Raw genomic sequence first — 25965 nt, forward strand, 5'->3', positions numbered from 1 at the left:
TGACCGATGATGTGCCCAGTTGCAATCCAACTATTGATGAGCCAGCACAACCAACTGATGGATTCAGTATCACAATCGATTTGACTGGAAGTCATAGTCATGCAGGAATCATTAACGATCAGGGAGTTACTGTTAATGCAACTGATTATGATAATAATGCAGCCAGGATTCACATCGATGGTGACGGTGCTGGTGTTTGGTCTGATGATGAATCCACATCTTACCCCAATGTTGTAAATGGCGAAGATGGGCGCCTGCAGGAAATCAACTACAGTGATGCCAAAAACGGTTCTGAGTCCCTTATATTTGACTTGGGGAAAAATGTAGCAACAAGTGTGGATGTAAAACTGTCTCAGTTCTATTCCGGCGAGGGTGAAAAAGGTATCGCTTTGTTCTACCTCAATGGTGTAGAAGTTGCCTCAAGACCATTTACCGCAGGTCAGGATACCGGTAATCAAGCACAACAGTTTGATCTCAGCGGTATTGTTTTTGACCGAATGGTGATTAAAGCAGTTGATCACACAGTTGGCTCCACAACCGATAATAGTGACTTCCATGTGAAGGAGGTGAGGTTTACCGGACCTGATGTTATTGGGCAGGTTTCAGGCAATATTAACGCAGAGTATGGAGCAGATGGATCAGGGTCTATAGCACTTAACAGTACCCAGACAGAGACCATAACACTTGCCGATGGTACTGCTGTAAATCTTGTCGTTGATGGAAACAAAATTACCGGCATATATGATGCCACTCCTGAAGACGGTAATAACTCGCAGGATGGTCTTGCCTTTGTACTCAACCTGGATGAGGCAACGGGTGAGTACAGTTTCGTTCAATATCAGGAACTGAACCATGATGCTGACGGGATGCAGTTTGGATATACCATTACTGACAGCGATAGTGATAGTTCAAGTTGTGCATTAACTATTGCTACTCATCAAACACTACTGGTTGGAAGTGATGTAGATGATGCAGGGCTGCCAAATGCAGCTGGCCCTCAATGGGTTGTTGGCGAAAAGAGTAATGGTGAAAGTTCTGGTGATATTGAAGGTGCAGTAAAAGCTGTGATTGCAGGTGATGCTGGAGATTCATCTACAATACCTGTAACCCATGACTATAACTTTGCCTTGATGCTGGATACTTCAGGGTCAATGGATAAGAGTGATCTTGAAGATATGGTTGAAGCTGTCAGCAACCTGCTCACTTCAATCAGAAATCAAAACTATAAAGGAGGTGTCGTTAAAGTACATATAGTGGACTTTGATACTAACGCCGTTTCTTTGGGAACATTCACTATCAATGGTAGTAACCCCAATGCAGCAGGTGGTTATAAAGCTGCACTTGATACTCTTGCAACCATGGATGATGTTGAGGGTGACAATTATTATGGCGGCAGTACAAATTATGAAGCTGCAATGGATAAAGCTATTGCCTGGCTGCCGAACCCAAATTCGAATGTAACGAACTATAGCTACTTCATAACTGATGGTGCACCTAATAAAGCCTTGGATAAGGACGGGAGTCTAACTCCTTTTATCAGGTCAGAGCAGGCAATGGAGCATATTCGAGGAAAGGCCCAAGATGATCAAAGGAACGAAATTGAAAAACTACAGCAGTTGAGTCTTGTTGTAGCTGTTGGAATCGGGGTCAGCGCAGGTACAAATAAGGCTGGCTATCTCAATGAGATTGACTCTAAGTCAGATGCAATTCTGCTAACGGATACTTCGGGGCTTAATCAGGCGCTTCAACAGATTCCACCTCTAATAAATATCTCTCCTGTTGGTGATGACCATATTGAGGGTAGTAGCCGAAGTGACATCATCTATGGAGATGTTCTTAATACTGACCTGCTAGCTGATGATAAAGGCATTAATTTGCCTGAAGGCAGTGGTTGGTCTGTTTTCGAGCACTTAGAGGATAATGATCCTGACTGGTCACGCCAGGATACTATCGATTACATCAACACCCATAAGCAGGAAATAGCCGCTGAAACTGTTGCATCCGGTGGAGCCAGACGTGAAGGAGGAGATGATGAAATCAATGGTGGCGCAGGAGATGATTATATCTTTGGCCAGGAAGGTAATGATGTAATTGATGGTGGTTCTGGTAATGACTACATCAGAGGTGGTTCTGGTGATGACCAGTTAATTGGTGGCTCTGGAAAAGATACCTTTGCCTGGCATGTAGCTGATCTTGTTGATCTGGGGATGCTGAATAACCATCAGTATACGCAGAGAGATGAGATTAAAGACTTCCAGCTAGCTGATGGGGCAGGTTCAGGAGATCGGCTCGATTTCAGTAATCTGTTAGAGGCCCCTCAGACTGGTTTCACACTGCAAGACTTGGAAAACCTGCTGGGAATTAGCTTCACCAATGGTGGTGCTGATACAACCATCAGTTATACCCATACGGTGCCTGTTTCTAATTCTTCTAACGTTGACACATTCACCCTGAATATCGTTTTGGAAGGTGTTGCTCAGAATGAATGGAATGACCCAGGTTCTGATGGAGTGGATCAAACGGATGTATTAACACAATTGATTAACAGCGGCCAACTGATCGTATAAAGAAAAAAACAAATAACAAGAAAAAATCCCATGGGGAGGGATAAAATGAAAAGGTTACATATAAAGGGGCTAACGCTAGCAGTCTCGCTAATTACTGCAGCAAGTGCTCAGGCCGAATCTCTGACCGATGTCGTAAATATGACTTTGGCAACCAACCCGGATGTGTTGATTAGAACTGTTGGTGCTGATGCAATTTCAGATGAGTTGCGACAGGCTCGGGCAGGTTATCTGCCTACTGTCGACTTAACGGCAGGTGTAGGTTACGAAAACAGCCGTAATGCTACGACATTGGGCGCATATAATGCGACTCCACAGCGGCATGATAAAAAACATCAGAACCGAACCCGCCGTGAAGGTGCCATCACCGCAAGGCAGATTATCTTCGATGGTTTTGCCACTGGCCGTGAAGTTGATCGGCAGTTAGCCCGTCAGGAAGCTTCAGAATATGAAGTGTGTTCGATTTCTGAAGATATCGGTTTGCAGGCTGCTCAGGCTTATACCGATGTGATGGTTGCTGAGAAACTGGTTGAAAATGCTCGTCTGAATGCAAAAGAGCATGAACGGGTTGTTAAGCTGGTTCATGAACGTGGCGAAGATATGGGAACCCGAGCTGATATCGCTCAAGCCGACTCACGTTTGTTGTTAGCCACAGCCAATCTGATTTCCGCTGAAGCTCGGCTACAGGATGCCAAGGCTGTGTATCACCGCGTTGTCGGTAATCTACCATCAAGCTTTGAGCGTCCAGTTGTACCCCCTGTATTACCCAGCTCTTTAGACGAAGCTTTGAATCAGGCTTCTACCAGCCACCCGGTTATGCAGATAACCAAAGCTGATGTTGATGAGGCACAGGCTCAGTATGAAGCCAGTAAGAGCCGGTTCATGCCTACTTTTACTGCTGAGCTGGGTGCAACCTGGGGTAAGGATCAGGATGCTGGAAAGGGCACAACCTACGATCATACCGCCATGTTGCGTATGTCGTACAATCTGTATAACGGTGGTGCAGACAAAGCCCGTAAGAACCAGACCAGTAAGTTGATTAATGAAGCTCTCGAAATCCGTAACAGGGCTGTTCGCCAGATTGAAGAAGAAGTTCGTCTTGCATGGGTTGCTGTTGATAGCGGCACAACTCGTCTTAAGCAGCTGACGGCACATGAGCAGAATGCCCGTAAAGCAGTTGATCTTTACAATCAGCAGTTTGATAACAATCAGCGTACGCTTTTGGATCTGCTTGATAGCCAGAACGAATATTTTACTGCAGGAAACTCCAGGCTTCAGGCTGATTATGATTTGCTCTACAGTAAGTTCCGGCTGCTCCACAGTGAAGGTGCGTTGTTGAAGAGTATGGAAGCCACTCTTCCGGTTGAGAACAAATGTGGTTTGACAGTTGCGCAGCTGAATCAGGAATGATGTCAGTGTTTTGAGTGAGCCCATGAATGCCTTTTCGCTGTTCATTGGGGGAGAAAAGGCATTTCGATAAAAAACAAGGATAACAAGAACGTGAAAACAATATTATCCAGAGGGCTGATGACAGCCCTGGCCTTTATGCTGGTTGCAGGCTGTTCCAGCATGACTCCTTTTGAAAGAGCGGCAACTTGTGTTGTAACAGGTGCTGCTGTTGGCGGTGGTGCTGGCAGTATGAATGAAGGACGCGATGCCGTTAAGGGTGCTGTCGGCGGTGCCCTTGTAGGGGCTTTGGTCTGTGCCATGATCGATGATGATGATGACAATGATGGCGTATCCAATATGTCGGATAAGTGCCCGGGAACACCCGAGTATGCTCCCGTGGATGAAAAAGGCTGCGCTAAAGACAGCGATGGTGATGGTGTTGCCGATTACCGCGATCAATGTCCCGAAACGCCCAAAGGAACTCCAGTTAATGCCAACGGCTGCCCTCCGGACAAGCCTGTTGTTGCCACTGTGAAAGATGATGATATTGATGGGGTTGTTAATGCTGATGACCTCTGCCCCGGAACTCCACAAGGTACCAAAGTTGACGATAAGGGCTGTCCGAAGGTTCAGACAATTGTTTTGCAAGGAGTGAACTTCGAGTTTGATTCTGCCAATCTGACCGGTCAGGCTGAGTCAGTTCTGCTGGATCAGGCCAAAGTATTGGAAGAAAATCCAGCCATCCAGATCAGTATCACAGGGCATACAGATAGCTCTGGTCCTGATATTTACAACAAGAACCTCTCGCTTGAGAGAGCCAAGTCTGTCAGGGATTTTCTGGTGAAATCTGAAATTGACGCGTCTATCTTCACGGTTTCCGGTGCCGGTGAACTGGAGCCTGTTGCTGATAACGCTACTCGTGTAGGGCGCTCCCAGAATCGTCGGGTAGAACTTAAGATAGTCCGCGAGTAATTCTCCTCAAACCTCTCCTGCTGGATGCCGATTTAGGCATCCAGCCACGGTTGATATTGCCGATGACAATTCAGATGCCTGGTAAGTTCGGGAAATGGGGTCAAAACCCCGACAAGAGCTGCCTGTGGCCTGTTTTGATATCAGCCGGAAGTCCAAAATATGTCATCAACAGCAGAGACCAAAAAGAATCTTTCTAAAGGGAACCTCTCTAAAAAGAAGAAGGTCCGCCGTGGTCTGGCTCGTACGCTGTTCAGCTGGTTCATGCTTCTTTCACTGGCTCCCCTGATCATTGTGGGGATGATTGAGTACAACAATGCCAGGGACAGTATTTTCGAAGCACGTCATGAAGAGATGTCCACCATCAGTCTGATGCTTAGCCGCCAGATAGGTGACTATTTTGATGACATTGTGGTGAATATGCACTTCCGGAGTGGTAAGGCAGCTGATTTCCTGCAGGAAATTAAAGAATTACAGACATCAAACAACATAGAAGCGGAAGATCTTCTGAGCAGCCTCGAATATTCGGAGATTGTTGGTCGATACAGCCATGAGTTTATTGATCTCATGCGTTTTTATGATTACTCCGATGTGTTGATTGGTGATGTTGATGGCAATCTCGTTTATTCAGTGGGCCGTTATAGCGACTTTGGGCAGAACCTGTTTACTGGTGAACTGAGTCGTTCTCTTTTTGCAGAAACGGTTCATAAATCGATTGAAAATGACCAGCGACTCTATTCTGACCAGGAAGTATATCCTCCGGCTGGGGATGAGAAGGTAAGCTTCTTCGTCATGCCTCTTGTCGATGATCGGGAACAGCCTCTTGGATTTATCGCGGCCCAAATCTGGGCGCGGGATGATATCAGTTTCCTGTTGAGCCAGAGTCTTGGCATCAGTGCACACGTGGATGCTTATATTGTCGGCAAGGATAAGCGGATTCGCTTCTATCCCGATCGACAGATGTTTTCTTCCGAAGCCCCGTTACAACTGGCGCCAGTAAAGGAATGGCTTACTCATTTTGACCAACATGGCCAGTATATTGAGGATACCCATGGCTATGAAAACCATATAGAGGAGCATAATCATGCTGATGAACATGACCATGAAGATATGGTTGATGGACAAGGCATGAATGAGATGGGAGAGAGTGAAGCTAACAGCTCCAGTAAATCTCATATTTTCGTATACAAAAACAAAGATGGTAGGGAGGTTTTGGGTGTCTCACGCCATATTCAGATAACCGACACCCCTATGGTATTGATTGCTGAAATGGATTACAACACCGCTTTGGCACCAGCCATTCTTTTCAGAAATCAGCTTCTTATCATTATTAGCATTACCGGCCTGCTTGTTTTCACCATTGCAGGATTGATTACCCGCCGAATTACCAAGCCTGTTCGTACCATAACGGAATGGGCAAACAGAGTTGCAGCTGGAGAGTACAGTAAGGGAGAGATTATTCATCAGGCGAATGAGATCGGTGAGCTTTCCCATAGCTTCCAGGTTATGACAGACCGGTTGCAAAGTATCAGTGCCAATAATGAAGAACGTAACTGGCAGCAGAGCGGAGTTGCCAAACTGAATGAGACTATACGTGGCGAGCAAAGCATGGCGGAGCTGTGCCGAAATATAGTCACTGCGTTATGCCGTTATCTCGAAATTCCCATGGGTGCCATGTATGTCATGGCCGACGGTCGCCGTTTGCAGATGATGGGCAGTTTTGCCCTCTCCATGCGCAGAAAAATTGGAAGTGCCTTTGTTCTGGGGGAAGGACTGCCCGGTCAGGCTGCGCTGGAAAAACAGGCTTTAACCGTAATGGTTCCGGAAGACTATTTCACAATTGAGTCTGGCCTTGGTGGTAGAACTCCAGACCGGATTTTTGTTCTGCCATTGATATACGAAGACGAAGTAAAAGGGGTTATGGAATTTGCCCTTCTTGGTGATCTTTCAGAACAAATGAAAGAGTTTCTTGAAGCGGCTGTTGAGGGAATAGCAATTGCGATCAACACCTCGCAGGCAAGGGATCGCGTTCAGGAACTTCTTGATAAGACCACTCACCAGACGCAAGCACTTCAGCAACAACAGGAAGATCTGCGTGCAGCAAACGAAGAGCTGGAGCATCAGACCAGAATCCTGGGTGAGTCGGAAGAAGAACTGAAGACCCAGTCCGATGAATTGCAACGAGCTAACGCTGAGCTGGAAGAGAAAAGCGAATCGCTGTTTCATCAGAAAGAAGAGATTGAAATCAAGAACGCCGAGATTGAACAGTCTCGTAAAGAACTGGAGCGTAAGGCTGACGAGATGGAACAGGTCAGCAAATACAAATCCGAGTTCCTGGCCAATATGTCCCATGAGCTGCGAACACCTCTAAACAGTATGCTGATTCTGGCCAAGATGCTTGCAGATAATGTGGAAGGCCACCTTGATGAGGATGAGGAAGAATCTGCCCAGGTTATCCATAAGGTTGGCCATGACCTGCTTGGCTTGATCAACGATATTCTCGATCTGTCCAAAGTTGAGGCTGGCAAGCTCTCTGTTCATGTAGAGCCAACCTCTCTGGATGGCATGCTGGAATCCATGGATAACCAGTTTAAACCGATAGCCAAGGACAAAAATCTCTACTTCGAGATTGTTAGAAAAACAGATACAGCTATTAATCTCCACACGGACAGCCAGCGGGTTATGCAGATTCTGAAAAACCTGCTGTCGAACGCATTCAAGTTTACGGAAAAAGGCGGTATCAAACTAAATGTTGAGCTTATGCCCGCAGGAGATGAATTTAGTAGTAAGGAGCTTTGCACCCATGGTGCCATTAGCCTTGGTGTGCAGGATTCCGGTATTGGTATTCCTAAGGAAAAACAGGGGGCAATTTTTGAAGCTTTCCAGCAGGCTGATGGTTCAACCAGTAGAAAGTACGGTGGAACAGGGTTAGGGCTTTCAATTGCCCGGGAAATGTCACGTTTGTTAGGTGGGGAGATGCGCTTGTTTAGTGAGAGTGGTGAAGGCTCCACTTTCAGTTTGCTGCTTCCAAATAAATCTGAACCTTCTGATGAAGTTGTTGAACGTACTGATAAAACAGAAGCTCTTCCAGCTCCAGCTCCAGCTCCAGCTCCAGCTGAAGAGGTTACTGAAGATGACAGGGATAGGTTGGATGGAGATTGTCCAATTCTTGTTGTTGAAGATGACCCGGAATTTGCCCGAGTCGTGTTCCGCCTTGCCAAAAATCATGGTAGCAAATGTTTGATAGCTGGAACCGGCAAGGAAGCCCTTGAACTTAGCAATAAACATCACCCTCGTGCGGTTATTCTGGATCTTGGTTTGCCGGATATGGACGGTAAAGACGTTCTGAAAACTCTTAAGAAAACCAAGGAAACAGAAGATATCCCCGTCCATATTATCTCGGGTCGGGATGCTGATGATGCACTCCTGTCACTGGGGGCTGTGGATTACCTTATGAAGCCGGTTGATACACAACAGCTGACTTCTCTTTTTGGTGAACTGAAAAAAACATCCAGGTTTGAAAAAATTCTGGTTATAGATCCGGATGACGATGTTGCTGAGAAGATCAACACTTTCCTGGGAGGAAAGTGCGAACTGATAACGGCAAAAAGTGCTGCTTATGCGAGAACTTTGATTAAAGAGCACAGCTTTAACAGCATTATTCTTGAATTGAATCTACCTGATGAGTCAGGAGATAAACTGCTGCAGTCGCTGAAAGAAGAGTTTGGAGACAGTCTGCCGCCAGTCATTATTAACACCTCGGAAGATATTGATCGTGAACGCTTTAAAGAGCTTGGACAATCCTCCGGAACAATGGTGGTGAAAGGCGAGGAGAGCTCTGACCAGCGTCTTAAAGATGAAGTTCAGCTGTTCCTGAACAGTGTTGCCAAACCAGCCTCAAAACGCCGCAAGCCAGCTGTGAAACCTGTTACAGGTGATTCCCAGTTGAAGGGGCGCAAAGTATTACTGGTTGATGATGATCTGCGAAACACCTTCGCCTTGTCCAAGGCGCTTCAGCGTTTCGAGATGGATATAACTATCGCCGATAATGGTGAACTGGCTTTGGAGCAGCTTGAGAAAAATCCATCCATAGAAGTTGTTTTGATGGACATCATGATGCCGGTGATGGATGGCTATGAGGCAACCAAGAAAATAAGAGAACAGGAACGCTTTAAGAACCTACCAGTGATAGCACTTACGGCCAAGGCCATGGCTGATGATCGTGACAAATGCATTCAGGCAGGTGCTTCAGACTATCTCACCAAACCTGTCGATATCGACAAGCTGGTCGGAATGCTGAAAGTTTGGCTTCAGGGAGGAAACGGGAGCGAAGCATGACCAGTCCCGTACCCAGATCATCTCAGGATGTGAACAACCTGCTTGAAGCTATGACTGCGCAGTATGGTTATGACTTCAGTGGTTACGCACCTGCTTCGCTTAATCGACGCATTCATCGCCATATGCAGTCGTTTAATATCGAGAGTGTAGAAAATCTTAAGCAAATTATTCTCAAGGATGAACAGGCTTTTGCTGACCTGTTGCGCAGCCTTTCTGTTCCTGTGACTGAGATGTTTCGGGATCCTCCCTTTTTTAAATACCTGAGAGAACAGGTTCTTCCGTGGCTGGCAACATTCCCTTTTATCAAAATCTGGCATGCAGGTTGTGCGACAGGTGAGGAAGCCTGGTCCATGGCGATTATGCTTCACAAAGCCGGTTTGCTTTCCCGCAGCCAGATTTATGCGACTGATTATAACGAAGAGGCGCTGACAACGGCTCGAAGAGGCATATATGACTCTCCACTTCTTGATACCTGGCAAAGAAACTTTAAGGAAAGCGGGGGAGAAGGGGATCTGTCAGACTACTGCTTCCAGCGTTATGGCTCTCTGCGAATGGATCGGACTCTGCAGCAGCATATTACTTTCGCCAACCACAATCTGGTAACGGATCACGCATTCGGGGAAATGAATCTGGTGCTCTGCCGAAATGTGCTGATTTACTTCAGCCGGGATCTGCAGAATCGCGTACTGGATCTATTTAAGGAAAGTATATTGCCCGGAGGGCTTCTGTGTCTTGGCCCCCGGGAAACCATGCGTTTTTCATCGGTAGCGGACAGCTTTGAGCCTGTAGAACACGAGTGGAAGATTTATCGATTGAAACAGGGTTTTCAATTATGAAAATTGTTGTTATCGGCGCATCAGCTGGAGGCAGTCGTGCCCTCGAAACTTTGCTGAGCTGCTTGCCTGCAGACTTCTCAGTTCCCATTCTTCTGGTAAAGCATCATGACTCGGGTTCCGGAACCGATATGGTGAAGTGGCTGCACAACAGAACGACTCTGGATGTGCACTTGGCTGAAGATAAAGAACATATTCAGGCAGGATCAATAATCGTTGCCCCCCCCAGCTATCATTTGCTTTTGGAAACTGATGGCTCAGTTTCTCTTTCTATTGATGAACCTGTTATGCATGCCCGCCCTTCTCTGGATGTTTTGTTTGAATCAGCAGCACTGGCTTTTGGTGATGAAGTTCTCTGTCTGGTGCTAACAGGTGCAAGCCGGGATGGGGCCGAAGGAGCTGAAGCTATTAGAAAAGCTGGTGGAAAGGTTTATGTGCAAGACCCGGAAACCGCCGAGGTGCCGGTTATGCCAAGGGCCGCATTAGGTAAGAGCGGAGCAGGTTTTGTGCTGGGGTTGAGTGATTTGACCAAGAAATTACTGGAGTTTGCCAATGAGTGACAAGGATATGTTGCCCAAAGTGCTGGTGGTGGATGACAAGCCGGAAAACCTTCTGGCAATGGGCAAGCTTTTAAAACCTCTCAATGTTGAGGTGATCAAGGCTAACTCTGGTGAAGAGGCACTTTCTCAGGTTTTAAGACACCGGTTTGCCGTTATTTTGCTGGATGTTCAGATGCCAGGTATGGATGGCTTTGAAACCGCTCAGTTGATGAGGGCCAACAAGGCAACCTCATCTATCCCCATTATCTTTGTGACTGCCATCAGCAAAGAAGATAAACATGTCACCATGGGCTACGAGTCAGGTGCTGTGGATTATCTCTACAAACCGGTAAACCCCGATATTATGCTGGGTAAAGTGAAAGTGTTCCTGGAGCTGGAGCAGCAGCGGCTGGAAATGGAAGCACTGACCGATAACCTGCGGAATATGAGCGAAAAGAACCAGCTGCTTTTGGATAGTGCCGGTGAAGGAATTATTGGCATCAGTCCAAATGGGGATGTGGAGTTTGTAAATCCTGCTGCTCTTGAGCTTCTGGATGCCAATGAGAAAGAGCTAAAAGGTAAGCCCGTGTTTCCCTGGTTTTATGATCCGGGGGTGGAAGGGTTTATTCATCAGTGGCTGGATGAAGAAAAGTCTGAACCGATTTACCGGAAAACCAGCCGGATGAAACGCTTGGCTGGTGACAGCAAACCGGTCGAGTTCAACCTTTCTCCCATGCATGGTGTTGACGGAGAGATTACCGGTGGTGTTCTTGTTTTTCGTGATATTACCGAGCGGGTACAGCTTGAGGAGCATCTTACCAAGCTGGCTAAATATGACGCCCTGACCGGACTGGCCAACCGCAGCCTGTTTATGGAGTTTATCGGCACTTCGCTGGCTCGCAGTGAAAGGCGTGAGCGTGGTTCAGCGGTGCTGTTTCTCGATCTCGACCACTTTAAGCAGATCAACGATACCCTTGGGCATGATGTGGGCGATGACCTTTTAATCAGTGTTTCAGAGCGGCTGCACAAATGCGTGCGTGAAGGTGATTTGATAGCCCGTCTTGGCGGTGATGAATTTGCCATCGTTCTGGATGATATTGCCCAGGCAGATGATGTTCAGCTGATTGCTGAGAAAATTGTGGCTTCCATCTCCAAGCCACATCTTCTGGCTGGCAGGGAACTACATGTCAGTACCAGTGTTGGTATTGCCACCTGGCCAGAGTGTGGAAAGGATGCGACAGAACTCATTAAAGCAGCAGACACCGCCATGTATATCGCCAAGAAGGGCGGTAGGAATGGTTACCGCATGTTCACCAAGGATATGCAAGCAGAAGGGCACCGTCGTGCAAGGCAGGAGCAGGCGCTGAAAGATGCTGTACGTAACGGTAGTTTTGAGCTTGTGTATGAGCCTATGGTGTCCCTGGCATCTGGAACTGTTGCCGGATATGAAGCACAACTTCGCTGGCACCATGAAGATAAGGTTCTGTTACCTGAAGAATTTATTCCTGTCGTTGAATCGCTTCGCCTGATGAAGCCTCTGGGGTGCTGGGTTCTGGAAAATGCCAGTCAAGAAATGCAGAGCTGGCGTGGCAGTGATGCCCAGCGCAAAGATGTAACTTTTGCGATCAATCTTTCCTTGAGCCAGTGTCAGGATCAGGAGTTCCAGCAACTGGTTGAGAAAACAATTGAGCAGTATGGGTTTGAACCGGGACAGCTGGAGCTGGAAGTCTCCGAGCGTATCGTCAGCAATATTCCGGGTAAACTGATTGCAGCCCTGAACTCTCTTCGTGATCAGGGCGTTCATATTGCTCTGGATAACTTTGGCAGTGGTGTATCCGCACTCAACTATCTGAGAAAGCTGCCTGTGGATATTGTGAAGGTTGACCAGCTTTATATCCGTGAAATTGGCCAGGACAAGCGGGTTGAAGGAATCCTTAAAGCAATGACCAACCTGGCGCACGATATGGGTATTAGGGCTGTTGCTGAGGGGGTTGAGTCTTCAGAGCAGCTGGTTTTCCTGAAAGATCTGGAGTACGACCGGGCTCAGGGGTTCCTGCTGGGAAGACCGGAAACAGTGACTCGTATCGACTTTGACAGCTTTACTGTTCCAGAGATCAGTAAAGCTGTATCTCAGGGCGCATCATCCAATAATCGTCAGCAGTGACAATTCGGAGTAACGTTGGACTTCGGTCAATACCTATATTTTTTGATAAGGTTACTCTGAAATTACCCATCCAGGATGATTAGAGGTTTTCTATGCAGCTGAAGTTTCTGGGCGCAGCAGGAACTGTAACCGGTTCCAAATCTCTAGTGGTCTCCCATGGTCGTCGAATTCTGGTCGACTGTGGCCTCTATCAGGGCATTAAGAATGAGCGGGAGCGTAACTGGGCTCCACTGCCAGTACCTGCAGAAAGTCTTGATGCCGTCATTCTCACTCATGCTCATATTGATCACAGCGGCTATCTTCCGGCTCTCGTACGGCAGGGTTTTGATGGCCCAGTCTACTGCAGCGAAGGAACTCGGGATCTTTGTAAGGTTCTGCTACCCGATGCCGGTTTTCTGCAGGAAGAAGATGCCCGTTACGCTAACAAGAAGGGTTTTTCCAAACACCAGCCAGCAATGCCTCTGTATACAGAAGAAGATGCCTATCGTTCCCTGAAATTATTTCAGCCACTGGACTGGAATAAGCAACATGAGCTGATGGGAGGATTAATCCTTCGGCTCCGTCGTGCCGGCCATATTATTGGTGCAGGTTCTCTGGAACTGTTTAATGGCAAGCATGTTCTCAGTTTTAGTGGAGACCTTGGCCGGTCAGAAGACCCAATAATGTATCCACCGGAACCCATGCCGCGTGCTGACTGGCTGGTGCTGGAATCTACATACGGCAACCGTCTGCACAGCAATGAAGATCCGCTTCCTGAGCTGGAAAAGATAATCAACCAGACTACATCAAAAGGTGGAACAGTCCTGATACCTGCATTTGCTGTTGGTCGTGTACAACTGGCATTGCATCTTATACAACAGCTAAAGGATTCCGGGCGTATCCGTCGGGAAATACCGGTATATCTAAACAGCCCAATGGCGCAGAGTGCGACCGACCTTTTCTTCAAACACCCTGATAAGCATAAGCTGACCCGTGAAGATTGTGAGCGCATTGATGCGGGAACACAGTATGTTCGTTCTGTTGAAGACTCTATCGCGCTGAACAGCCAGAAATTCCCGTCGATCATTATTTCTGCCAGTGGCATGGCCAGTGGTGGGCGAGTGGTACACCATTTGAATACTCTGGCTCCCAACCACAGAAACAGTATTGTGTTTATGGGTTTTCAGGCTCCTGGTACACGGGGGGAAAAGCTGATCAGCGGTGCAGAAACTATTCGAGTTTTTGGTCGGGATATCCCGGTCAGGGCTTCAGTTCACAAGCTGGATAATCTCTCTGCCCATGGTGATTATGAAGATATTCTGAGTTGGCTGGGTAAGATCAAGCAGCCCCCCAAAGAGATACTGATAAATCACGGTACGCCGGAGTCATCAGATAATCTGGCAAACCATATTCGAGAGAGGTTTGGGTGGGAAGCCCGTGTGCCTGCCCTCAATGAAACTGTGACAATTCCTGACGCACTATGAAAATAGTCGTTGATGCCAGTCAAAAGCATCTGACCAAAATCTCTATATTGTAAGCCGATGGACGGGTTGGAAAGTGCCTATTTCCAGCTCATGGCTGCTTCAGCCCGTTTTTCTCGGAGTTAGTTCACGTCATAGCGCCTGATTCCATTCGAAAAATAATTCTTAGCTGTACTCTTGATGATTGATTTACAAGCCAATGCTACGGCGCATTCTCGGGAAGCAGCTCGTCTCTTGGTAGATATTGGCGTGTTGCTTCTGAGTGCCGGTGCACATACAGAACGAACAGTTCGAAACCTTAAGCGCTTTGCTGAGAGCTTTGGTTACACCCCGGATATTTTTATCTCTTTCTCAGGTATTACCCTGACAATTCATAATGATGAAAACTCTGTCACCTTGTTTGGCAAGGTGAAAAATCATGGTGTTCATCTTGCGATGGCTTCTGCGGTCAGTAAGTTAAGCTGGCGTACCAAGCGTGAAAATCTCTCCCTGCAGGAAGTGAGGGAAGCCGTCACTGCCATAAAAGGTATGCCCCATTACCCGCGCTGGTTTATCCTGCTGATGATTGGACTTGGTTGTGGAGCCCTGGCCCGTAATGCAGGTGCAGACATTCCAGTTGTCGCTGTCACTGCACTGGCCTCCTGCATTGCCCTGCGAGCCCGTATGCAGCTGGCTGAGTGGCGTCTGAATCCTTTCCTGGTTGTTCTCGGTTCAGCTTTTGTTGCCACCTTGATTGGAGGGCTTGCAGGTGCTCTGCACCTGGGGCCGACAAGTGGCATTGCTATCGCTGCGTCGGTACTGTTTTTGATCCCGGGTGTGCCTTTGATCAATGGTGTTATCGATATGATTAACGGCCATATGAGTGTTGGAATCGGGCGCACGGCTATGGGATCAGCTATCTCCTTTGCCTTAAGTGGCGGTATGTTGCTGGGGCTGCAGGTTCTGGGGAGCTCACTATGATCAGTTTTATTGGTGTTGTTGAGCCTGCGATTATGGCGGCTGTCACGGCTGTTGCATTTGCAGTTCTGTTTTCTGTGCCCTCAAGAACCCTACATGTGATTGCCGGGCTTGGCGCTTTGGGAATTGCCCAGAGGTTATTCTTTTTTGAATGGGGGCTGAGCACGATTGAGGGAACATTTGTTTCCGCTGCCATAATTGGCATTATCAGTATCTGGCTGTCATGGAAATATCATGCGGCAGCTATCGTGTTCTCTATTCCTGCTGTTATTCCTATGGTTCCTGGAGTTTATGCCTATCGCACCATGATGGGTTTGCTGGCGTTTACCCATGATGGTGGTCTTAACCAGGAAGTTCTTCTGGATATTATCAGTAACGGACTGCTGACAGCGTTCCTGTTTCTCTGCCTAGCCTTCGGAGTGTCAATTCCAAACCTGCTGCTGCGAGGACGGAGCATCAGGGATATTGCCAAGCCAATGGATATGGAAGGAACTGAAGAAATCGTTTATGAGAAAATGAAAAAAGCCGGTTAAACACCGGTTTTTTTCATTACAGGCTATTACCTGGAATCAGCAAGGGCGGCCAGATGCGTAAGAATCATAGTCTGGAGCCTGACGCTCAAAAGCAGTATCGAACAGCTTTGAGGTTACCAGCAGGTCTGCAGAGGCCTGGTTACAGGCAACGGGAATATTCCAGACTGCAGCCAGACGCAGAAGAGCCTTGATATCAGGGTCGTGGGGCTGTGCTTCCAGAGGATCCCAGAAGAAAATCAGTGTATCGATCTGGCCTGTGGCGATAAGTGCACCGATCTGCTGATCCCCACCCATGGGTCCGCTTATCAGGGTATTAATATTCAGACCAAGGCGGTTGGCAATCATGCCCCCGGTGGTTCCTGTTGCGTAGAGCTTGTGCTTCCTGATCTGCTCCTGATGCTTCTCTACCCAGTCCAGCAGGGCTGGCTTCATATTGTCGTGGGCTACCAGTGCAATATTGCGGGTAGCGGGCATAGTGACTGATTTATATTCCATGCCTGAATCCTGGTCAGTTTGCAGATACCATGTTTATCGCCATGGTCGGCAGTTGGCGAAAGTGCGCAGGTTATCAGATCTGGCAGAAGGGCTGTAGCGGTTATCTAGAGGAGCATGGTCCAGTTGATTGAGAGGGGATCAAGAGCAGCCTGTTTTCTTTCGATAAAATCTGTCAGGATTCCCGCTCTTTAATTTTCTCTGGGATATAAATATGCTTAGAGCGATGACTCTGGTTCTGGGTTTGTTACCCGTTATTGTAAGTGCTGAGATTCTAAACTGTGAACAGCAGCAGACTGTTTGCGATAGCCAGTGCCAAATTACCAATATTGGTGATGAAAATGGCCTGACAACCTGTAAGACCAGATGTCTGGGTAAAAGGGCAGCCTGTGCGGTCAAAAAGGGTACAGAAACAGCGAAAGAAGCTTGGGAAAACTCGGAAGAACTTCGTAAAACGCTGGGCGATAAGGCCAAGACTTTCTGGGAAGGATTTAATGAGAATTAAGTAGATAGTTTATCGGTTGACAATCCATGGAGCATGGAGAGTGTTGCTGCGTTTGCATTGATCCCATAACATGTGGTCATAACTTTAATAAACAGACTCTTCAGCCATGACTAAGCGACCACCTATCGTACTGATCCACGGAATGTGGAGTACGCCTTCGGTCTGGCGTTTATTTCACCGATATCTTTCCCGCCAAGGCTACACCGTTTATATGCCAGCCCTGCGGCACCATGCCAGCCGTGATCAGGATCTGCAGAAATTAGGCCAAACCAGTATTCGGGACTATCTGGCAGATCTTGAACTGTTTGTCAGTGCCTTGCCTGAGAAACCAATACTGATTGGACATTCTATGGGAGGTTTGCTGGCCATGCTGCTTGCAGGGAAAAGGCTCGCTTCAGCAGCAGTGCTATTAGCTCCCGCAGCTCCTCGAGGCTTCTACGTTCTCAATGGGTCAGTACTGAAAACATTCGCTGCAGTTATTGGTAAATGGCGATTCTGGCGCAAGGCGATGAAACTCTCTCCACGGGGAGCAGATTATGCTTTGTTCAATGGTCAGCCAGACGAAGTCAGGGCAGCGCTTTATCAGGATATGGTTCACGAATCAGGCCGGGTAGCAGCTGAAATCGGGTTCTGGCCTTTAGATATGCACTCGAGTACCCAGCTTGAGAGCAAGCCTGATTGTCCGGTTTTCATACTAGTGGGAGAGAATGACCGGATTACACCTGCACCTGTATGTGAAAAAGTTGCCCAGCATATTGGCGCCCAGTTCCAGGAACTGGAGAACCATGCCCACTGGCTGCCTTCAGAACCAGGCTGGGAAATCATTGCTGCTCAGTGTGAAGCCTGGCTGCAGTTGGAAGGTGTTGTTGATGTCAGCCAGGACGAGCTCTGTCCTGAGACCTGATTACGTCAACAGAACCTAAGTGAACTTTCCTGAATCCAAAATCGGGCAGTTCGGCGTATCACTACCATAATGAATGAACGCGGTGGGAGAATGATTATGCTGAAACGCTTTGCTGCACTGATATGCTTGACTCTTGGTCTCGGGGTATCCCAGGCTTCCCTGGCTGATGTGATATACACCGGTGGCTGGTTTGGTGGAAACAAGGCAGTGGGTGGCTATGACACCGTATCCTATTTCACGGAAGGCAAACCGGTTGAGGGCAAGGATCAGTTTACTTACGAATGGAGTGGCGCAAAGTGGCAGTTCTCCAGCCAGACCAATCTTGATAAATTCAAAAAAGATCCTCGCAAGTATGCACCGCAGTATGGCGGTCACTGCTCCTGGGCTGTTGCGGCAAAAGATACCCTTGTTGAAGGTAACCCAAAATACTGGAAGATTGTGGATGACAAGCTGTACCTGAATTACGACAAGTCTGTTCAGGATACGTGGCTGACTAATATTCCTGGTTTTATCGCCAAGGCTGACAAGAACTGGCCGGATCTCAACAAGTAATGGGTAGAATAATGTGAATAAAAATGTATGGTTCGCCCCGTCATTAAAATAATCATTGCAACAACGGGGCGGACCATACGTTTATTTGTGTCCAACTGGAATCAGACTTCAAAAGCTTCCAGTTTTTTCTCTTCAAGAACTTTCTTGAGATTGGCAAATACGGGAACGCCATTCTTGAAAGGAGGGAAGTCTTCACCCTGAATCAGAGGGCGCAGGTAATCCCGGCACTCCTTGGTGATATGAAGGCCATCAGGAGCAATAAAGTGCTCGGGAATCTTCATCTCAACGTTAGCAACCATTTCCAGAGGAGCTTCACCAATACTCCAGACGTACTCGTCGTTCTCGCTGTCTTCCCGAACGATGGAAGCCATCACTCCATTTTTGCCTTCGAGTGCAAATTCAACAGCAGCCCGTCCAACAGCATAGGCCTGTTCAACATCAACAGCAGAGGCCAGATGGCGAGCTGAACGCTGCAGGTAGTCGACAACTGCCCAGTGGTATTTGTAGCCAAGGGAGTCTTTAACCATCCGGGCCAGAATTGGAGCTGTACCACCGAGCTGAACATGGCCGAAAGCGTCAGTGGAACGGGATGCAGAAAGGAAAGTTCCGTCCGCATAATGCGTACCTTCTGAGGCAACGATCACACAGTAACCGTGTTCATTGACAATGCGCTCAACTTTGGCGAGGAATGTCTCCCGGCAGAAGTCTATTTCCGGGAATAGAAGCATATGGGGTGGGTCATTATCCTCTTCCATCGCCAAAGCTGCCGCCGCTGTAATCCACCCTGCGTGACGACCCATAACCTCCATGATGAACACCTTTGTTGAGGATTCATGCATGGATTCAATATCACGTGAAGTTTCCTTCACCGAAGTAGCGACGTATTTTGCAACAGAGCCAAAGCCGGGACAGGTATCAGTAGCTGGAAGATCGTTATCAACTGTTTTAGGAATACCGATACAGGTGATGGGGTAGCCTACCTTCTGGCTGTAGAGGGAAATCTTGTAGGCGGTATCCATGGAATCACCGCCACCGTTGTAGAAGAAGTAACCGATATTGTGAGCCTTAAAGACATCGACAATGCGCTGGTACTCTGCTTCATTGTCTTCAATTCTTGCAAGCTTGTAACGACAGGAGCCGAACGCACCGCCAGGAGTGTGGCGCAGTGAGGCAATGGTGTCGTTGGTTTCTTCGCAGGTGTCGATCAGCTCCTCTCTAAGAGCTCCCAGAATACCATTATGGCCAGCATATAATTTTCCGATTTTATCGGAGTGACGGCGGGCGGTTTCTATCACACCGCAGGCCGAGGCATTAATGACTGCAGTCACGCCACCAGATTGAGCGTAGAAGGCATTTTTGACGGACATCCCGTGCAAGCTCCAAAAAAGTTCAGCGATAACCCACAGCCTGCAATTCCTGTGTTTATTTGTTCTTTTGTGTTCAGTTTGCTGTTGGGTGGTGCCATCATACTCTAACGGCTGTGCTTTAGCATGTGTTGAAACTCCCAATGTTCTGGAATTTCCGGTCACTTCTGGTCAGCATGTGTACCTATTTTGGTGCCCCAAGTATTTTTCTTGCTCTGAAGGTCTTTCGTCTGATTTGATACCGGCAATTATTTGCAGTTAAGACTGGATTGATCGCATGACATCGGATATCTCTTTACTTGCTCTGACAATAGTCATCGTTCTGGTTTTCTATTTCGTGCAGCAGCGCCGTGCAGCCCGAATAAAGCAGGAAGTCGCAGAAAGACAGGAGACAGAGCGGGAGTTCCTTGAGCAAAATAAGTCAAAGGATGGCGTTGTGACTACCGACAGCAGGCTGCAGTATCAGGTTTTTGCTGAAGGCGATGGGGAGAATTACCCCAGTGCTACCAGTCGGGTCAAGGTTCACTATCACGGTACTTTGATTGATGGGACAGAGTTCGACAGTTCTGTAAGACGGAAGGAGCCTATCAGTTTTGGTTTGAACCAGGTTATTCCGGGATGGACTGAAGCTCTTCAGCTGATGTCCGTCGGTTCCAAGGCTCGTTTATTTATTCCTTGTGAGCTGGGGTATGGAATGCGTTCTGTTGGAAAGATACCAGCCGGTTCTGTTCTTATTTTTGATGTTGAGCTGCTTGAAATAGAGTCATAACAATTTTAGTGTTGTTGTTTTCCCCGTTCAGGCGGGGATACATATTGGCAAAGATAATAATGAACGTGATTTAGGCGCAGGAGGTTATCTAATTAACTTTTCATTTGTATGGAAATATCAATTACAGACTATCAATAATCAAATTAGCTGAGTAATAGCTCTAATTTGATTATTGATGAGTGTATTTCATGGCATTCATGAACCCTGTTAAACTGAGAGCTTATAGTCCAACAAGTCTTGGGATCTGTGAATGCTTTAGATACTGAGACGGCTGAAAACCTCAGGGAATAGATCGTTTGCACATACATATTCTTGGCATCTGCGGCACATTTATGGGCAGTCTGGCGCTGCTGGCAAAGGAAGTCGGTCACCGGGTTACCGGCTCTGACCGGAATGTGTATCCACCCATGAGCACCCAGCTGGAAGAGCAGGGTATTGCTCTCCATGAAGGTTATGATCCTGAGCAGCTTGATCCGGCCCCCGATATGGTTGTTGTTGGCAATGCCATGACCAGGGGAAATCCAGCTGTCGAGTATTTGCTGGATAAAGGTTTCCCCTACACATCAGGCCCGCAGTTTCTCGCAGATCATATACTGTCTGGCCGCTGGGTTCTGGCTGCTGCGGGTACCCATGGCAAAACCACAACCTCAACAATGTTGGCCTGGATTCTGGAATATGCCGGTATGGCTCCCGGCTTCCTGATTGGTGGCGTGCCCGGTAACTTTGGAATTTCAGCCCGACTGGGTGATACCCCGTTCTTTGTTATCGAAGCAGATGAATATGACACTGCATTTTTTGATAAACGCTCCAAGTTCGTCCACTACCATCCCCGAACAGCCATTCTGAACAACCTGGAGTTTGATCATGCCGATATCTTCGGCTCACTGGCTGATATTCAACGCCAGTTTCATCATTTGGTGCGTATTGTTCCTGGCACCGGACAGGTTATAGCTCCCGTGTCGGATAACAATCTGGATGATGTTTTGGAAATGGGGTGTTGGAGTGAACAACGCAGGTTTGGGGAAGGAACGGCCTTTTATGCCGAGCCTATCAAGCCTGATTGCAGTGAATTCAGGGTCTTTATTGAAGGTAAAGAGTCTGAAACAGTATCCTGGAGCCATACCGGGGAGCATAACCGCAATAATGCTCTGGCTGCTATTCTTGCGGCCCGTCATGTTGGAGTCACTCCGGCCGTAGCCTGCGAGGCGCTTTGCCAGTTCAAAGGGGTGAAGAGGCGAATGGAGCTGTTGGCAGAGACAGCAGGTGTTAAGGTCTATGATGATTTTGCCCATCATCCAACTGCCATAGCCACCACATTGGAAGGCCTGAGAGCAAGAGTCGGAGACAGTGGTGTTATCAGGGCTGTGATTGAACCACGTTCCAACACCATGAAAATGGGTATCCATAAAGGGCAGCTGGCAGCGGCAACTGCCGCCGCATCAGCTGTGATCTGGTTTGAGCCAGATGGCTTGGGGTGGTCGCTGACTGATGAAATAGCCGCAAGCCCGGTTCCGGCAACGAAAGAATCAAGTATTGATAACCTGGTTAATCATCTTGTGGCGACGAGGCGCCCGGATGAACATCTGGTTATTATGAGCAATGGTGGCTTTGGTGGGCTTCATAAAAAACTGGTGGATGCCCTGAACGGATTGGAAGAATGACGCAAGAAGCAATCATGGAAAGTGCAGAAAGAAAGCGAATCACTCTGGCCATGACTGGAGCTTCGGGTGTTCAGTATGCCTGGAGGCTTCTGGAATGCCTGGTTGCAGCTGATTATGATGTGTTCTTTATGATCAGTAAGGCAGCCCAGCTGGTCTCGGCGACAGAGTGTGATTTACAGTTGCCCGGCAAAGCACGTCAGATGGAAGGTTTTTTAACCGACCATTTTCGAGCCAAGTCTGGACAGATTCGGGTTTTTGATCAGGAACAGTGGATGGCTCCGGTTGCTTCCGGCAGTGGGGCACCTACTCAGATGGTGGTCTGCCCGGCCAGTACTGGTTCTCTATCTGCCATTGCTACAGGCGCAAGTAATAATCTGATTGAACGCGCTGCAGATGTTGCCTTAAAAGAGCGCCGCCAGTTGATTCTTGTTATCAGGGAAACGCCTCTTTCCGAGATTCATCTTGAGCATATGCTTAAACTGACTCGAATGGGGGCAGTGATACTTCCGGCAAGCCCTGGTTTTTATAATCAACCAGAGAAGATTGAAGACCTTTTTGATTTTGTTGTAGCACGTATTTTGAATCAACTTGGAATTCAGCAAAAACTTATGCCCCGCTGGGGAGAAAGCTATATTAGATAATTAGATCTTGTCGATGCTGAAACGCTGATCAAAAGACTGAGAATAATAAAATGCCCAAGAAACGAGATTTAGCCCGCAAAGCCACCCATGGAATGCTGGTCACTCTGGAAGAAACATCCAAGGGTAATCTCAGTCTTGTGCTGGATACTGTAGAGAAAGAAGAAGGCAGCGATTCCGCACAGTGGACTGTTGATCGTAATTTTACCGAGCATGAATACCCCTCGGAGATGATAGAGGGCTTTCAGTTAACGCGACGAGAACTTGCTGAAATTGGTGAAACTCTGATGATCTGGCTGCTATCTAAAGATGGTCGGTTAAATGACTGATATTAAGTGATGAATTGTTTTCCCACCGGGTTACCAATCCCCGGTGGGTTGATAACTGCTCAATATCAGGGGTGAGTCAGTTTGAAATAAATCTGGTCTTTTAACTTCAGGCGATGCTTCTTAAGATCTTCAAGGTAATGGTCTGAACAGCCGGCTTCTGTTTCGTAGTGAACTATTTCTTGGTCTATTGATTCGTATCTGGTGCAGAGTTCGTGGAATTCAGGATCGGATTTGTCGAGGGTTTTGAGAAGTGCGCGAAAGGACGGAAACTCATCAGCGAGATCGTGCTTTTCCGGTATCATGTCTGTGTCCCTCCCCAGTGACGTGTCAGCATATACCGATTTCAGACTCGCATACTTGCAGTAGAGTGATGTTGATATGAATCAATGTTACGTGGATGTAACTGTTGAGTGCTTTTGATTGCAGTTTTTATGCAGTAGGGATAATCATAGTACGTAAAGATGCACCCTCAAGAGCCCGCGTTTGATGCCCCTCTCCACTAGTATTTTCTGCTGGAAGAGTTTTGCACTTAATTAATGGGAGAACTACAGCTTGGGAGGTTTATCTCCGGTGGTCCGAATCCATACAGAAACTGCATCAAGCAAAACAGACAGAGGGATATCCGACGCAAGGGCAGGAGTGGTCATTTCCACATCGAAAGATGAAGGAAGTTCTTTCAGAAATACCGCTTCCTGGTAATGGGCAGAAGGTTGATTAGAAACCACAAGAGTTTTTCCTGGCTTGGGGTTGTGTTTCAGCCACTCATCAACAGTGTCACCGGTATGGCTACGTTCCCAGTTATTGCCCCGCCATTGTCTGGGGGAATCAATATAAACAACGGGCACTTTATCCATTCCTTTTGGCAAAGGAAAGAAAGCGAGAAGCAGCCGTGCAGCTTCAGTTTCATGCATGGGCTGAATCTTTGGATCATTGAAATTAACTCCAGAATCGGGAGCGATGGTGGTCATAATTTCAGGAAAGTGATCTATTGAGGGCGTTAACGGCCTCTGGCCAGTTAGGACAATCAGTTTGCTGAATCGGATGCCTTCTTTCCACAGCTGGGCCAGCCATTCCAGACGGGCTTTCATACTGGTCAGAGTTGCCCCGGGAAGCACCCCATAGTCATAGGTTTCATGCTGTGGCCGCCAGGGTTTGATAAGTCTGAACTCTTCAAGTACAGCCATAACCTGTTTATGTTTCTCAGGGGGAAGTGTGACATCCTTAAGCTGCCATCGCTCCTGGCCGGGAGCTCGTCCCCAGAGCGACATGAACTTCTCACGATATTCAGGCCAGGTATCAACTTCTGGCATATCAAGTAACGCTCCCAGCCTGTCGAATGGTTCTGGAACGCTTTCCTTACCAAATGTTTCTTCCTGAAACATAAGCAACATCCCTGTCAGCAGGAATGCAGCCAGCTTCCATGCCCATGTTTGATTAGCTAGTAACATGCAGGGCGAGCCAGACAGATTCCCGGTTTTCTTCAGTCCTTTCAACCCTGTGGCGGCAGTGAGCCGGAATTAAAATATGATCCCCAGGGTTCATTTCTATAAGCTGGTTGTCTTTTTCAAACAGCAGAGTGGCGGCCCCGGATAACAAAACCACCCATTCATCTGCAGCCTGGTCATACCACTCGCCATCAGGTGTTCGGTGGCCGTGGGAAACAATTCGCTCCAGCTTCAGGCCCGGTTTTTCCAGAATCCTGTCCAGATATTCACTGTCCGGGTTAAATGGGGCTTCGGTAAAAAGATTTGTTGTTTCCATATTTCTGCTCCGTATCCCGAAGCAGAAATATAGCAGTTTCTGTCAGCAAGTCGGTTAAGCCAGCCAGCCAGCTGGCTAGAGCCTGATTCCAGCGGCGGCGTCCCGGGCAGAATCCCCTGCAAATTTGGTGAAATCACCATCCAGCTCAGGAAGTGGCCAGTCAGCAGGGTAAAACTTGGAAAGCTCTTCCATTAGGGCGGAATACTCCCGGGCGGGCTTATTCAGTAGAAATAGCAGGAAGGTGTACATTCGGTCGGACATCGACTTGCGCAGGGCTTTCAGGTCATCTTCAGACATCCCGGTTTTTTCGACGGGTGTGTCTCTCAGACAATTAGCTGTGATGATTAATGCAAGTTTTTTGACAGTGTTCTCGTCCATAACACACCTGATGGGCCGCTTCCTTTTCAGTAAACCTAGCTGTTATAGATATGGCAGCAAGGGTGCGAAGAAAAAGGGAAAAAATGTTGGCACATGAAGTACCAACATTTTTGGTATGAAGAGAAATCAGGTAGCCACTGACGGACTACCTGTGAGGATTTTTCAATTAAGCGGTTTTACTTTCAATCTGCACCAGCTCTTCAACCTTTGATGGCTCAGGACGCTTGCTTAACTCGTCCTTCAGGTGCTTGATTTCGTCTTCCTTGGCACTCATTGCACTCTTCCAGTTGTCTCTGTACTGGTAGAATGATGCAACTAAAGAGCCACCCGTTGCACATGTCATGGCACCAATGCCAGCACCAACCAGAGCGCAGAAGCCTCCGGTGGTTATACCTACAATGGGAGAGCCAACAGAACCGAGGCCATAACCAAACAGGGCACCTGTGGCTGTTCCAATGATCATGCCGCCCAAGCAGCCAAACGCAGCACCATAAGCTCCTGATTTGAAATACTTACCAGTTGTGATGATGCCCTGACGAACAGCTCCGATACCAAACCAAAGAGCAGTGTCAACAGCTTTGACACATTTACAGAACGCCTTAACAGCAGTCACGGCCTCCTGCTGTACAGACTGAGCATAAGCTTTAACAGCGTGAGGAGCACTCTGGAAGAATGACTTCACTTTTCCTGGAATACTAATTACGTAACCACAGAATTTACTGCCTGCAGTTGGTTCTGTTTGAGTTTCTGCTGTTGCCGTTCCGTTAGTGATCACGGCCGGAAGGCTGTGTGATCTTTGTAATGCCATAGTTCATCCTCCTTGAATGCTAAAGCCATTAAGCCCTAATTCGCCACGTTCGAATTCT

At 47.7% G+C, this 25965-nt stretch carries 24 protein-coding genes; 17 read left to right on the plus strand and 7 right to left on the minus strand.

Going from position 1 to position 25965, the window contains the following annotated elements; all coding sequences use genetic code 11:
* The 10 genes from M3P05_RS03835 to M3P05_RS03880 all read left to right on the plus strand — a co-directional run.
* Positions 1 to 2567: type I secretion C-terminal target domain-containing protein (locus M3P05_RS03835; RefSeq protein ID WP_249697927.1), on the plus strand; the 2567-nt coding region annotated here is incomplete at its 5' end.
* Positions 2568 to 2612: 45 nt separating this feature from the next.
* Positions 2613 to 3974: a TolC family outer membrane protein gene (locus tag M3P05_RS03840; RefSeq protein WP_249697928.1), complete on the plus strand. Its 1362-nt coding sequence runs from the start codon at positions 2613 to 2615 to the stop codon at positions 3972 to 3974.
* Between the two features lie 90 nt (positions 3975 to 4064).
* Positions 4065 to 4925 carry an OmpA family protein gene (locus M3P05_RS03845; RefSeq protein ID WP_249697930.1) on the plus strand — a complete coding sequence of 287 codons (861 nt, stop codon included), beginning with the start codon at positions 4065 to 4067 and terminating at the stop codon, positions 4923 to 4925.
* Between the two features lie 159 nt (positions 4926 to 5084).
* Positions 5085 to 9260 (plus strand): response regulator, encoded by a 4176-nt coding sequence (locus M3P05_RS03850; RefSeq protein ID WP_249697932.1) that lies wholly within the window; start codon positions 5085 to 5087, stop codon positions 9258 to 9260.
* Positions 9257 to 10096 (plus strand): CheR family methyltransferase, encoded by an 840-nt coding sequence (locus M3P05_RS03855; protein WP_249697934.1) that lies wholly within the window; start codon positions 9257 to 9259, stop codon positions 10094 to 10096. Before M3P05_RS03850 ends, M3P05_RS03855 begins: the two co-directional genes overlap by 4 nt.
* The gene (locus M3P05_RS03860; RefSeq protein WP_249697936.1) at positions 10093 to 10653 is read left to right on the plus strand and encodes a chemotaxis protein CheB; all 561 of its coding nucleotides are present in this window, start codon (positions 10093 to 10095) and stop codon (positions 10651 to 10653) included. Before M3P05_RS03855 ends, M3P05_RS03860 begins: the two co-directional genes overlap by 4 nt.
* Positions 10646 to 12796: a two-component system response regulator gene (locus tag M3P05_RS03865; protein WP_249697938.1), complete on the plus strand. Its 2151-nt coding sequence runs from the start codon at positions 10646 to 10648 to the stop codon at positions 12794 to 12796. The genes M3P05_RS03860 and M3P05_RS03865 overlap by 8 nt, the downstream gene beginning before the upstream one ends.
* Before the next feature lie 92 nt (positions 12797 to 12888).
* Positions 12889 to 14259 (plus strand): MBL fold metallo-hydrolase RNA specificity domain-containing protein, encoded by a 1371-nt coding sequence (locus M3P05_RS03870; RefSeq protein ID WP_249697940.1) that lies wholly within the window; start codon positions 12889 to 12891, stop codon positions 14257 to 14259.
* Between the two features lie 177 nt (positions 14260 to 14436).
* Positions 14437 to 15216, plus strand: a complete 780-nt coding sequence (locus M3P05_RS03875; RefSeq protein ID WP_249697942.1) for a threonine/serine exporter family protein — start codon at positions 14437 to 14439, stop codon at positions 15214 to 15216.
* Positions 15213 to 15746: a threonine/serine exporter family protein gene (locus M3P05_RS03880; protein WP_249697943.1), complete on the plus strand. Its 534-nt coding sequence runs from the start codon at positions 15213 to 15215 to the stop codon at positions 15744 to 15746. The genes M3P05_RS03875 and M3P05_RS03880 overlap by 4 nt, the downstream gene beginning before the upstream one ends.
* 36 nt (positions 15747 to 15782) lie before the next feature.
* Here M3P05_RS03880 and M3P05_RS03885 read toward each other — a convergent pair whose 3' ends face one another.
* Positions 15783 to 16241: a methylglyoxal synthase gene (locus tag M3P05_RS03885; RefSeq protein ID WP_249697946.1), complete on the minus strand. Its 459-nt coding sequence runs from the start codon at positions 16239 to 16241 to the stop codon at positions 15783 to 15785.
* A gap of 211 nt (positions 16242 to 16452) precedes the next feature.
* On the opposite strand from M3P05_RS03885, the gene M3P05_RS03890 reads away from it, so the two are divergent.
* The 3 genes from M3P05_RS03890 (at position 16453) to M3P05_RS03900 (ending at position 18199) form a co-directional block, all read left to right on the plus strand.
* Complete coding sequence (locus M3P05_RS03890; RefSeq protein ID WP_249697948.1) at positions 16453 to 16743, plus strand: hypothetical protein; 291 nt, start codon at positions 16453 to 16455, stop codon at positions 16741 to 16743.
* Positions 16744 to 16849: 106 nt separating this feature from the next.
* Positions 16850 to 17647: an alpha/beta hydrolase gene (locus M3P05_RS03895; RefSeq protein WP_249697950.1), complete on the plus strand. Its 798-nt coding sequence runs from the start codon at positions 16850 to 16852 to the stop codon at positions 17645 to 17647.
* Positions 17648 to 17743: 96 nt separating this feature from the next.
* On the plus strand, positions 17744 to 18199 hold the full coding sequence (locus M3P05_RS03900; RefSeq protein WP_249697952.1) for a YHS domain-containing (seleno)protein: 456 nt from the start codon (positions 17744 to 17746) through the stop codon (positions 18197 to 18199).
* A gap of 101 nt (positions 18200 to 18300) precedes the next feature.
* Here the strand turns inward: M3P05_RS03900 and M3P05_RS03905 are convergent, their stop codons facing one another.
* On the minus strand, positions 18301 to 19566 hold the full coding sequence (locus M3P05_RS03905) for a 6-phosphofructokinase (RefSeq protein WP_249697954.1): 1266 nt from the start codon (positions 19564 to 19566) through the stop codon (positions 18301 to 18303).
* A 274-nt stretch (positions 19567 to 19840) separates the two neighbouring features.
* On the opposite strand from M3P05_RS03905, the gene M3P05_RS03910 reads away from it, so the two are divergent.
* The 4 genes from M3P05_RS03910 to M3P05_RS03925 all read left to right on the plus strand — a co-directional run bounded on the left by M3P05_RS03910 (position 19841) and on the right by M3P05_RS03925 (position 22960).
* Positions 19841 to 20332: an FKBP-type peptidyl-prolyl cis-trans isomerase gene (locus tag M3P05_RS03910; protein ID WP_249697956.1), complete on the plus strand. Its 492-nt coding sequence runs from the start codon at positions 19841 to 19843 to the stop codon at positions 20330 to 20332.
* 296 nt (positions 20333 to 20628) lie between these two features.
* Complete coding sequence (gene mpl / locus M3P05_RS03915; protein WP_249697957.1) at positions 20629 to 21993, plus strand: UDP-N-acetylmuramate:L-alanyl-gamma-D-glutamyl-meso-diaminopimelate ligase; 1365 nt, start codon at positions 20629 to 20631, stop codon at positions 21991 to 21993.
* The gene (locus M3P05_RS03920) at positions 21990 to 22634 is read left to right on the plus strand and encodes a flavin prenyltransferase UbiX (protein WP_283777670.1); all 645 of its coding nucleotides are present in this window, start codon (positions 21990 to 21992) and stop codon (positions 22632 to 22634) included. Before mpl ends, M3P05_RS03920 begins: the two co-directional genes overlap by 4 nt.
* A gap of 50 nt (positions 22635 to 22684) precedes the next feature.
* Complete coding sequence (locus M3P05_RS03925) at positions 22685 to 22960, plus strand: hypothetical protein (RefSeq protein ID WP_249697959.1); 276 nt, start codon at positions 22685 to 22687, stop codon at positions 22958 to 22960.
* A 65-nt stretch (positions 22961 to 23025) separates the two neighbouring features.
* On the opposite strand, the gene M3P05_RS03930 is transcribed toward M3P05_RS03925, so the two are convergent.
* From M3P05_RS03930 to M3P05_RS03950, 5 genes are all read right to left on the minus strand, one after another.
* On the minus strand, positions 23026 to 23262 hold the full coding sequence (locus tag M3P05_RS03930; RefSeq protein WP_249697961.1) for a YdcH family protein: 237 nt from the start codon (positions 23260 to 23262) through the stop codon (positions 23026 to 23028).
* A 243-nt stretch (positions 23263 to 23505) separates the two neighbouring features.
* Positions 23506 to 24342, minus strand: coding sequence for a YdcF family protein (locus M3P05_RS03935; RefSeq protein WP_249697963.1), 837 nt, complete (start codon positions 24340 to 24342; stop codon positions 23506 to 23508).
* Positions 24343 to 24394: 52 nt separating this feature from the next.
* Positions 24395 to 24721, minus strand: a complete 327-nt coding sequence (locus tag M3P05_RS03940; RefSeq protein ID WP_249697964.1) for a cupin domain-containing protein — start codon at positions 24719 to 24721, stop codon at positions 24395 to 24397.
* 75 nt (positions 24722 to 24796) lie between these two features.
* Complete coding sequence (locus M3P05_RS03945; RefSeq protein ID WP_249697966.1) at positions 24797 to 25099, minus strand: hypothetical protein; 303 nt, start codon at positions 25097 to 25099, stop codon at positions 24797 to 24799.
* A gap of 166 nt (positions 25100 to 25265) precedes the next feature.
* Entirely contained in the window at positions 25266 to 25907 is a 642-nt protein-coding gene (locus tag M3P05_RS03950) for a hypothetical protein (RefSeq protein WP_249697968.1), read from the minus strand.
* Between the last annotated feature and the right edge of the window lie 58 nt (positions 25908 to 25965).

The organism is Parendozoicomonas callyspongiae (assembly GCF_023502345.1).
Lineage (GTDB): Bacteria > Pseudomonadota > Gammaproteobacteria > Pseudomonadales > Endozoicomonadaceae > Sansalvadorimonas > Sansalvadorimonas callyspongiae.

Coding starts and splice junctions, on each gene's coding strand:
- M3P05_RS03840 (WP_249697928.1), top strand. CDS start 2,613: ATGAAAAGGTTACATATAAAGGGGCTAACGCTAGCAGTCTCGCTAATT.
- M3P05_RS03850 (WP_249697932.1), top strand. CDS start 5,085: ATGTCATCAACAGCAGAGACCAAAAAGAATCTTTCTAAAGGGAACCTC.
- M3P05_RS03855 (WP_249697934.1), top strand. CDS start 9,257: ATGACCAGTCCCGTACCCAGATCATCTCAGGATGTGAACAACCTGCTT.
- M3P05_RS03860 (WP_249697936.1), top strand. CDS start 10,093: ATGAAAATTGTTGTTATCGGCGCATCAGCTGGAGGCAGTCGTGCCCTC.
- M3P05_RS03865 (WP_249697938.1), top strand. CDS start 10,646: ATGAGTGACAAGGATATGTTGCCCAAAGTGCTGGTGGTGGATGACAAG.
- M3P05_RS03870 (WP_249697940.1), top strand. CDS start 12,889: ATGCAGCTGAAGTTTCTGGGCGCAGCAGGAACTGTAACCGGTTCCAAA.
- M3P05_RS03875 (WP_249697942.1), top strand. CDS start 14,437: ATGATTGATTTACAAGCCAATGCTACGGCGCATTCTCGGGAAGCAGCT.
- M3P05_RS03880 (WP_249697943.1), top strand. CDS start 15,213: ATGATCAGTTTTATTGGTGTTGTTGAGCCTGCGATTATGGCGGCTGTC.
- M3P05_RS03885 (WP_249697946.1), bottom strand. CDS start 16,241: ATGGAATATAAATCAGTCACTATGCCCGCTACCCGCAATATTGCACTG.
- M3P05_RS03890 (WP_249697948.1), top strand. CDS start 16,453: ATGCTTAGAGCGATGACTCTGGTTCTGGGTTTGTTACCCGTTATTGTA.
- M3P05_RS03895 (WP_249697950.1), top strand. CDS start 16,850: ATGACTAAGCGACCACCTATCGTACTGATCCACGGAATGTGGAGTACG.
- M3P05_RS03900 (WP_249697952.1), top strand. CDS start 17,744: ATGCTGAAACGCTTTGCTGCACTGATATGCTTGACTCTTGGTCTCGGG.
- M3P05_RS03905 (WP_249697954.1), bottom strand. CDS start 19,566: ATGTCCGTCAAAAATGCCTTCTACGCTCAATCTGGTGGCGTGACTGCA.
- M3P05_RS03910 (WP_249697956.1), top strand. CDS start 19,841: ATGACATCGGATATCTCTTTACTTGCTCTGACAATAGTCATCGTTCTG.
- M3P05_RS03920 (WP_283777670.1), top strand. CDS start 21,990: ATGACGCAAGAAGCAATCATGGAAAGTGCAGAAAGAAAGCGAATCACT.
- M3P05_RS03925 (WP_249697959.1), top strand. CDS start 22,685: ATGCCCAAGAAACGAGATTTAGCCCGCAAAGCCACCCATGGAATGCTG.
- M3P05_RS03930 (WP_249697961.1), bottom strand. CDS start 23,262: ATGATACCGGAAAAGCACGATCTCGCTGATGAGTTTCCGTCCTTTCGC.
- M3P05_RS03935 (WP_249697963.1), bottom strand. CDS start 24,342: ATGTTTCAGGAAGAAACATTTGGTAAGGAAAGCGTTCCAGAACCATTC.
- M3P05_RS03940 (WP_249697964.1), bottom strand. CDS start 24,721: ATGGAAACAACAAATCTTTTTACCGAAGCCCCATTTAACCCGGACAGT.
- M3P05_RS03945 (WP_249697966.1), bottom strand. CDS start 25,099: ATGGACGAGAACACTGTCAAAAAACTTGCATTAATCATCACAGCTAAT.
- M3P05_RS03950 (WP_249697968.1), bottom strand. CDS start 25,907: ATGGCATTACAAAGATCACACAGCCTTCCGGCCGTGATCACTAACGGA.